The organism is Bacillus sp. 9.4 (assembly GCF_055486415.1).
Window position 1 is genome coordinate 91,381 of sequence record NZ_JBVFMU010000006.1, and the last position, 14,082, is coordinate 105,462.

Annotated in this window: 12 protein-coding genes; all 12 read left to right on the top strand. The window is 49.1% G+C overall.

Going from position 1 to position 14,082, the window contains the following annotated elements; genetic code table 11:
* Positions 1–45: 45 nt before the first annotated feature.
* The 12 genes from ACZ07B_RS19825 to rhgW all read left to right on the top strand — a co-directional run bounded on the left by ACZ07B_RS19825 (position 46) and on the right by rhgW (position 14,050).
* On the top strand, positions 46–675 hold the full coding sequence (locus ACZ07B_RS19825) for a YesL family protein (RefSeq protein WP_072173406.1): 630 nt from the start codon (positions 46–48) through the stop codon (positions 673–675).
* Positions 672–2,405: a two-component system sensor histidine kinase YesM gene (yesM, locus tag ACZ07B_RS19830; protein ID WP_086343545.1), complete on the top strand. Its 1,734-nt coding sequence runs from the start codon at positions 672–674 to the stop codon at positions 2,403–2,405. The genes ACZ07B_RS19825 and yesM overlap by 4 nt, the downstream gene beginning before the upstream one ends.
* Positions 2,405–3,511 (top strand): two-component system response regulator YesN, encoded by a 1,107-nt coding sequence (yesN, locus tag ACZ07B_RS19835; RefSeq protein WP_021481266.1) that lies wholly within the window; start codon positions 2,405–2,407, stop codon positions 3,509–3,511. Before yesM ends, yesN begins: the two co-directional genes overlap by 1 nt.
* Positions 3,512–3,615: 104 nt before the next feature.
* Positions 3,616–4,899, top strand: coding sequence for an ABC transporter substrate-binding protein (locus ACZ07B_RS19840; RefSeq protein ID WP_464877581.1), 1,284 nt, complete (start codon positions 3,616–3,618; stop codon positions 4,897–4,899).
* A complete protein-coding gene (locus ACZ07B_RS19845) occupies positions 4,896–5,825 on the top strand; it encodes a carbohydrate ABC transporter permease (RefSeq protein ID WP_003233835.1) in 930 nt (309 codons plus the stop codon). Before ACZ07B_RS19840 ends, ACZ07B_RS19845 begins: the two co-directional genes overlap by 4 nt.
* Positions 5,826–5,828: 3 nt before the next feature.
* Positions 5,829–6,719, top strand: a complete 891-nt coding sequence (locus tag ACZ07B_RS19850) for a carbohydrate ABC transporter permease (RefSeq protein WP_015252615.1) — start codon at positions 5,829–5,831, stop codon at positions 6,717–6,719.
* Positions 6,720–6,734: 15 nt separating this feature from the next.
* Positions 6,735–7,769, top strand: coding sequence for a rhamnogalacturonyl hydrolase YesR (gene yesR, locus ACZ07B_RS19855; protein WP_019712810.1), 1,035 nt, complete (start codon positions 6,735–6,737; stop codon positions 7,767–7,769).
* Between the two features lie 22 nt (positions 7,770–7,791).
* Positions 7,792–10,077, top strand: a complete 2,286-nt coding sequence (gene yesS / locus ACZ07B_RS19860; protein WP_464877582.1) for a transcriptional regulator YesS — start codon at positions 7,792–7,794, stop codon at positions 10,075–10,077.
* Positions 10,078–10,090: 13 nt separating this feature from the next.
* Positions 10,091–10,789, top strand: a complete 699-nt coding sequence (gene rhgT / locus ACZ07B_RS19865; RefSeq protein WP_464877583.1) for a rhamnogalacturonan acetylesterase — start codon at positions 10,091–10,093, stop codon at positions 10,787–10,789.
* The gene (locus ACZ07B_RS19870) at positions 10,782–11,444 is read left to right on the top strand and encodes a YesU family protein (RefSeq protein WP_217003328.1); all 663 of its coding nucleotides are present in this window, start codon (positions 10,782–10,784) and stop codon (positions 11,442–11,444) included. The genes rhgT and ACZ07B_RS19870 overlap by 8 nt, the downstream gene beginning before the upstream one ends.
* On the top strand, positions 11,441–12,067 hold the full coding sequence (locus tag ACZ07B_RS19875; protein WP_464877584.1) for a YesL family protein: 627 nt from the start codon (positions 11,441–11,443) through the stop codon (positions 12,065–12,067). Before ACZ07B_RS19870 ends, ACZ07B_RS19875 begins: the two co-directional genes overlap by 4 nt.
* A gap of 138 nt (positions 12,068–12,205) precedes the next feature.
* Entirely contained in the window at positions 12,206–14,050 is a 1,845-nt protein-coding gene (rhgW, locus tag ACZ07B_RS19880) for a rhamnogalacturonan lyase (RefSeq protein ID WP_464877585.1), read from the top strand.
* Positions 14,051–14,082: the final 32 nt, after the last annotated feature.

A 14,082-nucleotide genomic window follows, 5' to 3' on the forward strand; every position in this document is an offset into this window, starting at 1 on the left:
TACATATTACTTTAAAATGAAAGCGTTTTCCAAAGTGGGAAGGTGATGTTGATGATACACAGTGTGACAAATGGGCTGAATCGTTTTTGTACGTGGGTGATGAGACTGGCCTATTTGAATGTGCTTTGGATTTTGTTTTCTCTTGCAGGCCTGGTTGTGTTTGGGCTGATGCCCGCTACTGCCGCGATGTTTACAGTGGCGAGAGAATGGGCGAAGGGGAATACAGATGCCCCGGTGTTTTCTGTCTTTTTTCGGACGTTTAAAAAGGAATGGCGGGCATCACAGATCCTCGGGCTTATCGTTGTGACGGCTGCCCTGTTTCTGTTTGCGGATATGCGGATAGCGGCTCAGATGGACCAGCCTGTGCTCGTCAATGTATTCCTGAGCATTAGTTTGATTTTCGCGTTTGTTGTGCTGTATGTGTTCCCGGTATTTTCTCATTTTGACGTAAAAATCAGAGAGGTGCTGAGCATCAGCTTTTTCATTGCTTTCAGCCGTCCGGCGGTAACGCTTTTGATGGCGGCGGGCGCTGTCGGTGTGCTTTGTCTCGTTCTGTTTCATGTCACGTTTCTATTGTTTTTCAGCGGGAGTTTACTCAGCCTGATCTTAACGAAGCTGTCCTTTAAAGCGTTTCGGTCAATGGATCAGCGGCAGGAGAAAGAAAAGGCGGCATGAAGAAAAGAGTTGCTGGCTGGTACAGGCGGATGAAGATTAAGGATAAGCTGTTTGTGTTTCTATCGTTGATTATGGCCGTATCCTTTCTGTTTGTATACAGCGGGGTCCAGTATGCCTTTCATGTGTATGATGAGCAGATTTACCGCAAGTCCTCGGAGGTGCTTCGGATGTCTTCTGAAAGGATCGAAGACGAGCTGAAGAAGATAGAGGATGTGTCATATGAAATCATTACAGACGAACAGATTCAGCGCATCATGAGTATGCAAAATCGGGATGATACGTATGATCAATATCAAATGAAGCAGGAGCTGTGGGATCAGCTTGCGGGATATGCCAGCGATGAAAAGTACATCGATTCCATTCATGTGATTGATGCCCGCGGCTCAGAGTATTCAGCCGGAAGCAGTTCTTCAGATCTTTTGCAGCAGGAGCAGGAAGAGGTATTTAAGCGAGCGAAAGCGAAAAATGGAAGAAATCTTTGGATGACGCTCGGCGGGTCAGATCCTGTCCTGATTTCAGCACGGCAGATCAGGTCCTATCACCAGCTGAGTTTGAACGGCTTGGGCATGGTGCTGATCCAGGTCAATGTAAAACAGATGATTCGTGATGTGCCGAAGGATTGGGGCGATTCAGTCGGAGACATTATGATTGCTGACCAAGGCGGTAATTTGGTGTATACGGCACATGCATCAGCGCATGTTCCTGAGGCAGCAAAAGAGACGCTGAAGCACCCCGGTTATGACTTGATAAAAAAGAATGGCAAACGTTACTTTATTTCTTACCTTCAATCATCCTACCAAAATTGGAGCTACTATAACGTTATCCCCTTTGATCAGATGTTCGCAAAAATTTCCTTTATGAAAACAGTGATCGGCACATGCTTTCTTCTCTTTTTCTGTGTGGTTTTGCTTTTCGGAAGGAAAATCGCCAACAGCATCACGGAGCCGATTGAACAGCTTGTGACCGCGATGAAATCGGTGCAGCACGGCGGCATTGAAGCAGGTGTGTCGCTTTCTCTGCCGGAACATACACAGGATGAGGCCGGCATGCTGAACCGCCATTTTACTGTCATGATGAAACGGATTAATGAGCTGATGGAAGAAAATGTGGAAAAACAGCTCATTATTAAAGAAACCGAATTGAAAGCACTGCAAGCCCAGATCAATCCGCATTTTTTATATAACACGCTCGAGTCCATCAATTGGCTGGCTAAGGCGAATCAGCAAAAGCAAATCTCAAAAATGGTGGAATCGCTCGGTTTTCTTCTGCGAAACAGCATACATATGAAAAAGGATATCGTGACCATTCAGGAGGAGGCGGACATTGTACGTCACTATATGACCATTCAGCGATTTCGATTTGAAGAGCGCCTGAATTTCACGTTGGATATTGACGATGAGGTGAAGCATTGCCTCATTCCGAAACTGACGCTCCAGCCGCTTGCGGAAAATGCGATTCAATACGCGCTTGAACCCTTTACAAGGCCATGCGCCATCCGGATTCAGGCGAAAAAGGCGAAGGGCTGTGTCTGTATTACGGTCGAAGATAACGGCCCTGGCATGGATGGACGGATTCTTGAATCAACGGGGGGAAGAGGAATCGGACTTTGGAATATTCGCGAGCGCATCAGCCTGACATTCGGAGAGCCATACGGATTGCGGATTCATAGTGAGCATGAAAAGGGGACGAGGATTGTGATCACAATACCGTGCCGAAATGAGGTGGTGTGATGTATAAAATACTGCTGGCTGATGATGAGAGGATTATCCTTGATGGAATGGCGGGAATCATTGAGTGGGAGTCGCTTGGCGCCTCATTGATCGGAAAAGCGCAGAACGGACATGAAGCATATGAAAAGATTGTACATAAGCAGCCGCATATCGTCATCACAGACGTCAAAATGCCCGGCATGGACGGGCTTGAGCTGATCAAAAAGGTGTCAGCCGTCAGCCCGTCGGTGCAATTTATCGTCCTGTCCGGGTTTGGAGAGTTTGAGTACGCAAAGGAAGCCATGAAATATGGGGTGAAGCATTATTTGCTGAAACCCTGCAATGAGCAGCAGATTATCAGCTCGCTGGAGGAAATCATTGCTGAGCTGAAGCGGCAAGATGTGCACAAAAAGAAAACAGCCCATCTAAAACACGAGCTCGACCATATCCGTTCCTTTGCAGCCGATCAATACTTGGAAGGCTTGATCGCCGGTGTGGCCCAGCTTTCTCCGCCGCCTTCACTTGCCGGAAAAAAGATCCGCCTCTTGATCTTAAAAGGGGAACAATCTATTGATGCCGCAGCCAGAGAGGCACTCGGGTCGGCACTGACAGCGGTTTGCAGCAGCGGAGAATGGACCGTACTCGCCGTAGAGGAGAACGCCGCTGAAAAGGTGGCGGAGGTTTTTGCAACCCGCAAGCTGGCCATCAGTCAGGCGGGAGAACTCCGGCACGCGGGGCAGCTGTTTCGTGACACAGCTGAAGCGTCTGGTGACCTGCATGGGAGCGCAGTGATTTCGAAAATGATCAGGCTTATTGCCGACGAGCTCGGAAATCCGAATCTGTCCTTAAAATGGGCGGCGAAGGATATGTTGTTTATGAATCCTGATTATCTCGGGAAGTTATTTAAGCAGGAAACAGGCGAGAAATTTTCCCAATATGTTACACGAGTGCGTCTTGAACATGCGATGAAACAGATGAAAATGAGGCGGGATGCGAGTGTATCAGAAATTGCTGAAGAAATCGGGTTTGGCGATAATCCGAAGTATTTCAGTCTTGTTTTTAAAAAATATACCGGTCTGACACCGTCAGAATTCAGAAGAAAACAGGGAGGCGCTTCCGCAGGATAGCCATCTCTGTTTTTTTGACTTTCGCCACTGTTTTTTGAGTGTTTCGCCCTATCCGAACGCTTTAAAATAAAATGTAAGCACTTACATTAAAAGGGGGGATTAGTTTGAAGAAGATTTGTTACGTGCTGTTATCCCTTGTCTGCGTCTTTTTGTTCAGCGGATGTTCAGCAGGTGAAGAGGCCTCGGGAAAAAAAGAAGACGTTACACTCAGAATCGCGTGGTGGGGCGGGCAGCCAAGGCATGATTATACAACAAAGGTAATTGAACTTTACGAGAAAAAGAATCCGCACGTCCATATTGAAGCGGAATTTGCGAACTGGGATGACTACTGGAAAAAGCTCGCGCCCATGTCTGCCGCCGGACAGCTTCCGGATGTCATTCAAATGGATACCGCTTACTTAGCCCAATACGGAAAGAAGAACCAGCTGGAGGATTTAACGCCGTATACAAAGGATGGAACGATTGACGTCAGTTCAATCGACGAGAATATGCTGTCGGGCGGAAAAATCGACAATAAGCTTTATGGATTTACGCTAGGTGTCAACGTGCTGTCTGTGATTGCCAATGAAGATTTGCTGAAAAAAGCCGGTGTGTCTATCAATCAGGAAAACTGGACGTGGGAGGATTACGAGAAGCTGGCGTATGATCTTCAGGAAAAAGCCGGTGTCTACGGTTCCAACGGAATGCATCCGCCTGATATTTTCTTCCCTTATTATTTGCGCACAAAGGGTGAGCGCTTTTATAAAGAAGACGGCACTGGCCTCGCGTATCAAGATGATCAGCTGTTTGTCGATTACTTTGAGCGGCAGCTGAGGCTGGTGAAAGCGAAAACGTCCCCAACACCTGATGAAAGCGCACAGATTAAAGGGATGGAAGACGATTTTATCGTCAAAGGCAAATCAGCGATTACATGGAACTACTCCAATCAATATTTGGGCTTTGCCCGGCTGACAGACTCGCCGCTGTCTCTCTATCTGCCGCCGGAGCAAATGAAGGAAAAGGCGCTGACATTGAAGCCGAGTATGCTGTTTTCCATTCCGAAAAGCTCTGAGCATAAAAAAGAGGCTGCCAAATTTATTGATTTCTTCGTGAACAATAAAGAGGCAAACATGCTGATCAAAGGCGAGCGGGGAGTGCCAGTATCCGACAAGGTGGCGGATGCGATTAAACCGAAGCTGAATGAGGAAGAAGCCAACATTGTGAAGTATGTGGAAACCGCATCAAAAAACATCAGCAAAGCCGATCCGCCGGAGCCTGTGGGAAGCGCGGAGGTCATCAAGCTGCTGAAGGATACGTCAGATCAGATTCTGTATCAGAAGGTATCGCCGGAAAAAGCCGCCAAAACGTTCCGGAAAAAGGCCAATGAGATATTAGAGAGGAATAATTGACGGGAAATGGGGCTGACGCAATGAAAAAAAGCCGGAGTATAAGAAAAGACAATCTGGCGGGATATGCTTTTATTTCTCCGTTTATCATCGGGTTCCTATGCTTTACGGTGATTCCGATGGGGGCGTCCCTGTTTCTGTCCTTCACGAGCTATGACTTGTTTACGGCGCCGAAATGGATCGGGCTCGACAACTTTAAGGAAATGTTTACGGGTGACGAAAAGTATTGGCAGTCTCTGAAGGTGACGTTTACGTATGTGCTTGCCGGGGTTCCGCTCCGCCTCGGCTTCGCGCTTTTTATCGCTGTCATTTTAAACAATGCAGCAAAAGGAACGGCCATTTACAGAACGCTCTTTTATCTGCCTTCGATCATCGGCGGGAGCGTCGCCGTGGCGATTATGTGGCGCAATATTTTTGGCAATGACGGGGTCATCAATGCGCTGCTGTTTTTTGTCGGAATTGATCAAAAAATTCTTTGGTACCAGAATCCGACAAGTGCACTGTGGACATTGATTCTGCTGTCCGTCTGGCAGTTCGGGTCGTCAATGCTGATTTTTCTGGCCGGGCTGAAAAACATTCCGTCTTCTTATTTGGAAGCGGCAAGTGTGGATGGGGCAAATCGGGTGCAGCGTTTCTTCAAGATCACGCTTCCGATTCTTACACCGATTATTTTCTTTAACCTAGTGATGCAGACGATTTCTGCTTTTATGACATTTACACCTGCCTATATCATTTCGAAGGGCGAGGGCGGGCCGCTTGACGGGACACTTCTCTATTCGCTCTATTTGTTCCAGCGGGCGTTTAACTATTTTCAAATGGGCTACGCATCGGCGATGGCGTGGGTCATGCTTGTCATTGTCGGGCTGATTACGCTCATATTGTTTAAAACATCGTCATATTGGGTTCATTACGAGTCAAAGGAGGAATGACGGATGGAGCCGGTCAACGAGCCTGTCAGAAAAGCCCCGGTTTTAGAAAGAAAAAAAGCCGGGCGCGTCAGTCCCAAACGCATACTGTTCCATGTTTTTACGGCAACGCTGGCGGTGTTACTGCTGTACCCGGTCATTTGGCTGTTTGTCAGCTCGTTTAAAGAAAGCGCCAGTATTTTTACAACCTCACATTCTCTCATTCCCGACCCTTTTATTCTCAGTAACTATGCTGAAGGGTGGAAGGGTATCGCGGGACAGCCGTTTCTGACGTTTATTAAAAACTCGGCGATCATTGTCGGACTGTCAACAATCGGTGCCGTCCTGTCATCGGCTGTCATTGCGTACGGATTTGCGCGTATTCCGTTTAAGGGAAAAAAATTTTGGTTTGCGTGCATGATGGGGACGTTAATGCTGCCTCATGAAGTGTTGATGATTCCGCAGTATATTATGTTTGCGAAATTAGACTGGCTGAATTCCTTTAAACCAATTGTCGTTCCGCAATTTTTCGGGCATGCGTTTTTTATCTTTCTGATGATCCAGTTTATCCGGACGATTCCCGAGGAGCTGGATGAAGCCGCGCGAATCGACGGATGCGGGCGCTTTGCCTGCTTTTGGCGAATCATTCTCCCGCTGATTGCCCCCGCGCTTGCGACGTCTGCGATTTTCTCCTTCTATTGGAAGTGGGAGGAGCTGATTCAGCCGCTTTTGTATTTGAATAAGCCGGAGCTTTACCCTGTTTCACTTGCGCTGAAGCTTTTTCTCGATACAGAGTCGGCTTCGAACTGGGGCGCGATGTTTGCCATGTCGGCCGTCTCGTTATTGCCTGTGATTCTTGTTTTCTTTTTGTTTCAGAAATATATCGTTCAGGGCATCAGTACGACCGGATTAAAATAAAAAGGAGTGTTGCAGATGGCACAGCTTATCTTTGATGATGAAAAGGTGACGTCCGTCATTGACCGGATCGTGAAACGGACATTTCAGATGGATTTTGCGTGGGATTGGCCGGGCGGCGTCGCGTTTTACGGTGTGGCGGAGGCCTATGAAGCGACGGAAAACGAGGAATATATCAATCTGTTAAAAACGTGGGTGGATGAACAGCTGGAGGATGGGCTGCCGCCGCTTTCGATCAACGGAGTTTCCATCGGGCATACGCTTTTGTTCCTCCACAAGGTGACGGGTGATGACGTGTATTTGGAAACAGCGGCCGAAATGGCGGAATATGTGCTGCATAAGGCGCCGCGCTTTGGCGAGGGTATCCTTCAGCATACGGTGAATGCAGCAGAATACGTATTCCCTGAACAGGCATGGGCGGATACGCTGATGATGGCTGGGCTGTTTATGCTGAGAATCGGGCGGATCATGGAGCGTGAGGATTATTTTGAAGACGGCCTGCGCCAGTTTCACGGACATGAGGATGTGCTTCAGGACCCTGTCACGAATTTGTACTACCACGCCTGGGACAACAAAGCGCAAAATCATCTGTCGGGGATTTATTGGGGCAGAGCGAACGGCTGGGCGGCACTCACGATGGCAAAGGCGCTCCCCCTTATTGAGGTGACACATCCTTCCTTTATGATCATCGACGGATCGCTCAGAGACCAGCTGAGCGCGCTTGTCCGGCTTCAGGATGAATCAGGGCTGTGGCATACGATTTTGGATGATCCGGATTCTTATCTGGAGGTTTCGGCATCAGCGGGTATTGCTTCTGCTCTGATGTCGAGCGGAAAGCTGTATACAAAATATGTGCAGAAATCGCTTGCCGCCATTTTGGATGCGGTGGAAGAGGACGGACGGGTCAGCAAGGTATCGGCCGGGACAGCCGTCATGAAAAATGCCGAGGGATACAAACAGGTGCCTTACAAACGAATACAAGGATGGGGGCAGGGACTTGCGCTGACGTTTCTTGCTGATGTTTTGAAAACGAAAAAACGCGTGTATCAGTAAAGACAGCGGCGGGGGGAAAGGGATGAAAAAACGGCCTCAACAGAAGGAACGGGTTTCTCGCTGGAAGGGAACGTATTTCAAAAGAAACTTTGTCTTCATTTTGCTGATTGCCTGTATTCCCGGATTGCTGACTGGCGGCGCAATCTACTTTCTTTCGATCGACAAGGTGGAGAAAGAGCTGCAAAGGTCGCATGAAACACAGGTGGCGCGTGAGGTCAGCCGAATGGATGAGAAGCTGGGAGTGCTTGAACTGGCTCTCACCCAGATGGCCTACGATTCTTCACTGATGAACGGATTGGCCGAGAGGGATTTGGAGAAAGATTATACGTTCTCCTATCAATTAACGAAAAAGCTGTTTCTTTTGCGGGACCAGCAGCCGCTGATCGAGCAGGCTTCCATCTTTCTGAACAGCCCCCGGCCACTTGTGCTGAGCCCTGAATACAGCGCTTTGACAGAACAAGAGGGCCTTCGCAAGTATCGCTCGCTGCTTGCCACAGACCACAGCATTTATTGGAAACGGTCGGGAAATCAAGCGATGCTGATCCAGCTCATTCCGGGCGCGGCTGAGAAACCGTTCGGCGCGATCATGCTGGCGGTTGATCCGAAAGAAATGGAATCAATCCTGCAAAGCTTGTCCCCCTATCCTGATGGCAGTGCGCTGCTTTTAGATCAAAATCGAGAGGTGCTGTTTCATGAGGGGGAAAAAGATTTTGAAAAGACTTTACTTCATGAGATAAAAAAACAGCCTGCTGAGAACGGCCATTTTCAGATGGAATGGGAAGGCAAGGTGTATTCTGTCTCCTTTGGAGAAATGAACCGGATGCATCAGCAATGGACCTTTGTGTCAGCGGCGCCTCTTTCAGCTATTACAGCGCCGATGGTGTTTTTATCAAAAGTGATCATCGTGATGCTGGTCATTTGCATCGGTTTGGCGGTGTGCATGACATGGTATGCATCAAAAAAAATCTATCGTCCCATCCAGCATTTGCTTGGCTTGTTTACCGGAGGAGAGAAGAAAACATGGCAGGCGTCCGGGCAGGATGAATTCAAATGGATTGAAAAGAGATGGCAGGATCTATCCCTTGAAAGCCGGAAGCTCCAACAGCAGCTCCTGCGGCAGACGCCCCATATGAAAAAAAGTTTTTTGCAGCATCTCTTGCAGGGCGATTTTTACTATGACAACGAGGAAAGCCTCAGATTGCGGATGGAGGAGGCTGGCTGGAACATCGGCGGAAACGTGTTTCATGTGCTTGATCTACAGGTGACAGGGCTCCGTTGTGAAAAAAGCATCTTCCGTGAAGGTGATGAACAGCTTGCCGTGTTTACCCTGACCAATCTGGCTGAGGAATTGGCGGATAAACACGTTTTTCAGCTCTCCATACTTGATATAGGCCGGCTTTCTGTCACCGTTCTTGTGATGAAAACAAACAGCTCTGATCTGAAGGCGTATATAACGGAGCTGGCACGCCAATTTGGGGATGTAACCGGACTATGCCTGACCTCGACATTGAGCAGCAAAACGGAGCGTGTCACGGAAATCCCTTCTTTATTTCAGAATGTGAAATGCGGCAAATCCCGCAGGAAATTTGCTAACCGGGATCAGGTCATTGATTTGCAGGCCGACTTCCCTCGGGATGAGCAGTTCGCTCCTTATTACCCTTTTGAGCTGGAAAAACAAATTGTTCAGGCCATCCGTCTGGAAAGAAAACAGGAAGCCAAGGAACTGATAGATGGATGTATGAGGGAACTGGCGGAAAAGGCGGCCATAGACAGGCATGTGCATTCCGCCCTGATTCAGCTGTTTTCCCGCATTCAGGAGGATATTTTGCATTCCGGGCTCAATCCCAGCGAACTGTTTCAGAACCGGAATCCATTTCTTGATATTTCAGAATTGCGCGAACCTAACGAAGCGGCGGCCTGGCTGATGGATGTAGTGGTGACGCCTTACCTTTCCAAGCTTGAGGGCAGAAAAAACAGACAGCAAAAGCAGCTGGCAGAACGTGTGATTGCGATGATTCACGAACAGTATATGGCGGACATTTCATTGGAAAGCTGTGCCGATGCGCTTGGCATGAATTCCTATACGTTAAGCAAGGCATTTAAGCAAGTGACCGGCATTAATTTTATCGATTATGTGACCCAGATCAGAATCGAAAAGGCGAAAGAACTGCTGGTCAATACGAATAAAAAAATTCATGACGTGTCAGAAGAAGTCGGCTACCGCCACAATTACTTCAATCGGATTTTTAAAAAACAGGTCGGCATGCCGCCGGGTGTCTTCAGGCAAATGTATCAGGAAACGCCGTGAAAGGAGAGAACATGTGATGAAGAAACCGATTCAAGTATTTTTAGCGGGGGATTCCACTGTGAGTGACTGCCCGCCTCATGAAGCGCCGATGGCGGGGTGGGGGCAGGTATTCGGGCAATTGTTTTCTGAAGATGTGCTGGTCCGCAATCATGCCAAAGGAGGAGCGAGCACCAATTCTTTTGTGGAGGAAGGAAGGCTTCAAGCAATTGCCGAGCACATCACACAAGGCGATTATCTGTTGATTCAATTCGGCCACAATGACCAAAAACCGCGGGGGACGAAGCCGTACTCCGCATTTCAGCAGTTTCTTACCTTGTTTGCAGATACGGCACGCGAAAAGGGCGCGCATCCTGTGTTCGTCACATCGGTGCAGCGCCGCCGCTTTGATGAAAACGGACGGATCGAGCATACGCTCGGTGAGTATCCCGATGCGATGAAAGCACTGGCGAAGGAGCTCGATGTACCTGTGATTGATCTGCTTGCGAAAACAAAGGTGCTGTATGAAGCATACGGGCCGGAGGAGTCGAAGCGATTGTTCGTTTGGTTTCAGCCAAATGAACATCCGAATTACCCGGACGGCATTGAGGACAATACGCATTTTTCGGAAGAAGGTGCAATGGAGGTTGCGAAGCTTGTGGCAGAAGGCATTGAAGAGCTCGGACTTCCGCTTAAGAACTATCTTGTGAGCCGGGAGGGGAAAGAACATGTATAAAGAAGGCGCGTGCCTGTACCGCAATCCGCTCCGGTCTAAAAGCGATGTGAAGGACTGGCGGATGGAGGGAGGCGGACAGATCTCATTTGACGATCACAGCTTGCACCTGTCACATGTCCAGGATGAAGCGCACTTTGTCTTTTGGTGTCCGGAAACCTTTCCAGACGGCATCATTGTGACATGGGACTTCTCTCCGATCGAGCAGCCGGGATTGTGTATGCTGTTTTTTTCTGCTGCGGGAATGGGAGGCGAGGATTTGTTTGATCCAAGTCTCCAGAAAAGAACGGGAAAATACCCTGAGTATCATTCGGGGGACATCAACGCTCTCCACCTGTCGTATTTCCGCAGAAAATACGCGGAGGAAAGAGCGTTCCGCACCTGCAATTTAAGAAAAAGCCGCGGTTTCCACCTCGCCGCAATGGGGGCCGATCCGCTGCCTTCTCCAGACGACGCTGATTCTCCGTATCGTATGAAGCTGATCAAAGACAAAGGCTATGTGCACTTTTCAATCAATGGTCTGCCCATTCTTGAGTGGATGGACGACGGCAGCACATATGGGCCTGTGTTAACAAAAGGAAAAATCGGGTTCCGGCAGATGGCCCCCATGAAAGCAGCTTACAGGGATTTTGCCGTGCATCAAGCGGTGAGAAGATGAAGACGACTGTAACGGATGCGCTTTATGCAGGCTGCGAAGCGGTGGTGAAAATAGCATGGCTCAACGGGCTGTGGCTGTTGTTTACACTTTTGGGCGGCGTTCTTTTCGGATGGGCGCCGAGCACAGCCGCGATGTGTGCCGTTATAAGGAAATGGCTGATGGGGCAAAAGGATGTCCCAGTATTTCCGTTATTTTTCGATACCTATAAAAAAGAGTTTCTCAAGGTTAATGCGATCGGATTGGCGTTTTCGGCTCTTTTGCTCATATTGTCCGCGAACTATCATTATTTTTCTGCCAGTACGGATTGGCTATCCTTTGCCGTAACAAGCTGCACGCTGCTTGCAGGGCTTTTGTATATCATCGCGCTGATGTATGTGTTTCCCCTTTATGTGCATTACCAGCTCCCGCTTCGCAAATATATTCCGCAGGCACTGCTTTTTGGCGCCATGAGGCCGCTGACGACCGGCTGTATGCTGATCGGGTGCGGATTTGTCCTTTATTTGCTGTATACGCTTCCTGGCCTAATCCCATTTTACGGCCCATGTTTATTTGGGCTTGTGTTGATGTTTTTTGCTCTTAGGGGATTTCAAAAGACGGAGGCCCAGCATCATCAAGCCGGGTAACAAAAAAATGACAAATACGCAAAAAAGTGCAGTGTCCGAAATAGGCAGATGCAAAAAAGTGAAATTGAAGACAGCTCACAAAGCGCATAAAATCCAATTTAAGTAAGCGCTTACAGATAAATGAGAAGGAGCTGTCTGATGATTACAAGAAGGAAACGCATGTTTACCGCTGTTACGTTGCTGGTCTTGTTGGTGATGGGAACCTCTGTATGTCCTGTGAAAGCTGAAGGGGCAGCGCGGCAGATGGAAGCGCTGAACCGGGGGCTTGTAGCGGTCAAGACGGACGGGGGCATTTTTGTCAGCTGGCGGTTTCTTGGAACCGAAAACGCATCTGTTTTGTTCAATGTGTACAGAGACGGGCAAAAACTGAATGCTGCGCCTGTCAAAACAACGAACTATGTGGATAAAAACGGATCGGCGGGCTCAACGTATACGGTTCGGGCTGTTGTAAACGGTACCGAACAGCCGGCTTCTGAAAAAGCCTCCGTATGGGCGCAGCCGTATCATTCCGTCCCGCTGGATAAACCGGCTGGCGGCACGACGCCAAAGGGTGAAGCTTACACGTACAGCGCTAATGACGCAAGTGTTGGCGATGTGGATGGTGACGGGCAATACGAGCTGATCCTGAAATGGGACCCGTCTAACTCAAAAGACAATTCACAGGATGGCTATACGGGTGACGTGCTGATTGACGCGTATAAACTGGATGGCACAAAGTTATGGCGGATCAATCTCGGCAAAAACATCAGAGCGGGCGCACACTACACCCAGTTTATGGTGTATGACCTTGATGGTGACGGAAAAGCGGAAGTGGCAATGAAAACGGCAGACGGGACAAAAGACGGCACGGGCAAAGTAATTGGAAATGCCAATGCTGATTACAGAAATGAACAGGGGCGTGTGCTTTCAGGCCCTGAATATCTCACTGTGTTTCAAGGTTCAACCGGGAAAGAGCTTGTCACCGCAAATTTTGAACCGGCGCGCGGCAATGTGTCGGATTGGGGAGACAGCTACGGCAACCGTGTTGACCGTTTTCTCGCCGGCATTGCCTACCTTGATGGACAGCGGCCGAGCCTGATCATGACCAGAGGGTATTACGCTAAAACCATGCTAGTTGCCTATAACTTCAGGGATGGAAAGCTGTCAAAGCTTTGGACGCTGGACTCCTCAAAGTCAGGAAATGAAGCGTTTGCCGGACAGGGGAATCACAACCTGAGCATCGCGGACGTTGACGGGGATGGAAAAGATGAGATTATTTTCGGCTCAATGGCTGTTGATCATGACGGGAAAGGCATGTACTCGACCGGCTTAGGCCATGGGGATGCCCTCCATACAGGAGATCTTGATCCGGGCCGGCCGGGGCTTGAGGTGTTTCAAGTTCATGAGGACAAAAATGCAAAATACGGCTTATCTTTCCGGGATGCTGCAACCGGAAAAATCCTTTGGGGCGTTTATGCCGGCAAGGATGTAGGCCGGGGAATGGCTGCTGATATTGACCCGCGTTATCCGGGACAGGAGGTGTGGGCAAACGGTTCTCTTTACTCGGCGAAAGGGGTCAAAATCGGAAGCGGGGCTCCGTCCTCGACCAACTTCGGCATCTGGTGGGACGGCGATCTGCTCCGGGAACAGCTGGACAGCAACCGAATTGATAAGTGGGATTATCAAAACGGCGTATCGAAAAATGTGCTGACTGCATCAGGCGCAGCGGCTAACAACGGCACAAAAGCAACACCAACGCTTCAGGCTGATCTGCTCGGTGACTGGCGCGAGGAAGTGGTGTGGAGAACGGAGGACAGCAGTGCTCTGCGCATTTACACGACGACCATTCCGACTGAGCACAGGCTGTATACGTTGATGCACGATCCGGTGTACCGGCTTGGCATCGCCTGGCAAAATGTCGCCTATAACCAGCCGCCGCACACAAGCTTCTTTTTAGGAGACGGCATGGCGGAACAGCCAAAACCAAATATGTATACGCCTTAACTGAAAGGGGGAAGGAACGGGCTGCGCGCAGC

What these genes read in the sequence shown, in the direction of transcription:
- yesS (WP_464877582.1), top strand. Translation starts at nt 7,792, where the DNA reads ATGAAAAAACGGCCTCAACAGAAGGAACGGGTTTCTCGCTGGAAGGGA.
- yesM (WP_086343545.1), top strand. Translation starts at nt 672, where the DNA reads ATGAAGAAAAGAGTTGCTGGCTGGTACAGGCGGATGAAGATTAAGGAT.
- ACZ07B_RS19825 (WP_072173406.1), top strand. Translation starts at nt 46, where the DNA reads ATGTTGATGATACACAGTGTGACAAATGGGCTGAATCGTTTTTGTACG.
- ACZ07B_RS19870 (WP_217003328.1), top strand. Translation starts at nt 10,782, where the DNA reads ATGTATAAAGAAGGCGCGTGCCTGTACCGCAATCCGCTCCGGTCTAAA.
- rhgW (WP_464877585.1), top strand. Translation starts at nt 12,206, where the DNA reads ATGATTACAAGAAGGAAACGCATGTTTACCGCTGTTACGTTGCTGGTC.
- yesN (WP_021481266.1), top strand. Translation starts at nt 2,405, where the DNA reads ATGTATAAAATACTGCTGGCTGATGATGAGAGGATTATCCTTGATGGA.
- ACZ07B_RS19875 (WP_464877584.1), top strand. Translation starts at nt 11,441, where the DNA reads ATGAAGACGACTGTAACGGATGCGCTTTATGCAGGCTGCGAAGCGGTG.
- yesR (WP_019712810.1), top strand. Translation starts at nt 6,735, where the DNA reads ATGGCACAGCTTATCTTTGATGATGAAAAGGTGACGTCCGTCATTGAC.
- ACZ07B_RS19850 (WP_015252615.1), top strand. Translation starts at nt 5,829, where the DNA reads ATGGAGCCGGTCAACGAGCCTGTCAGAAAAGCCCCGGTTTTAGAAAGA.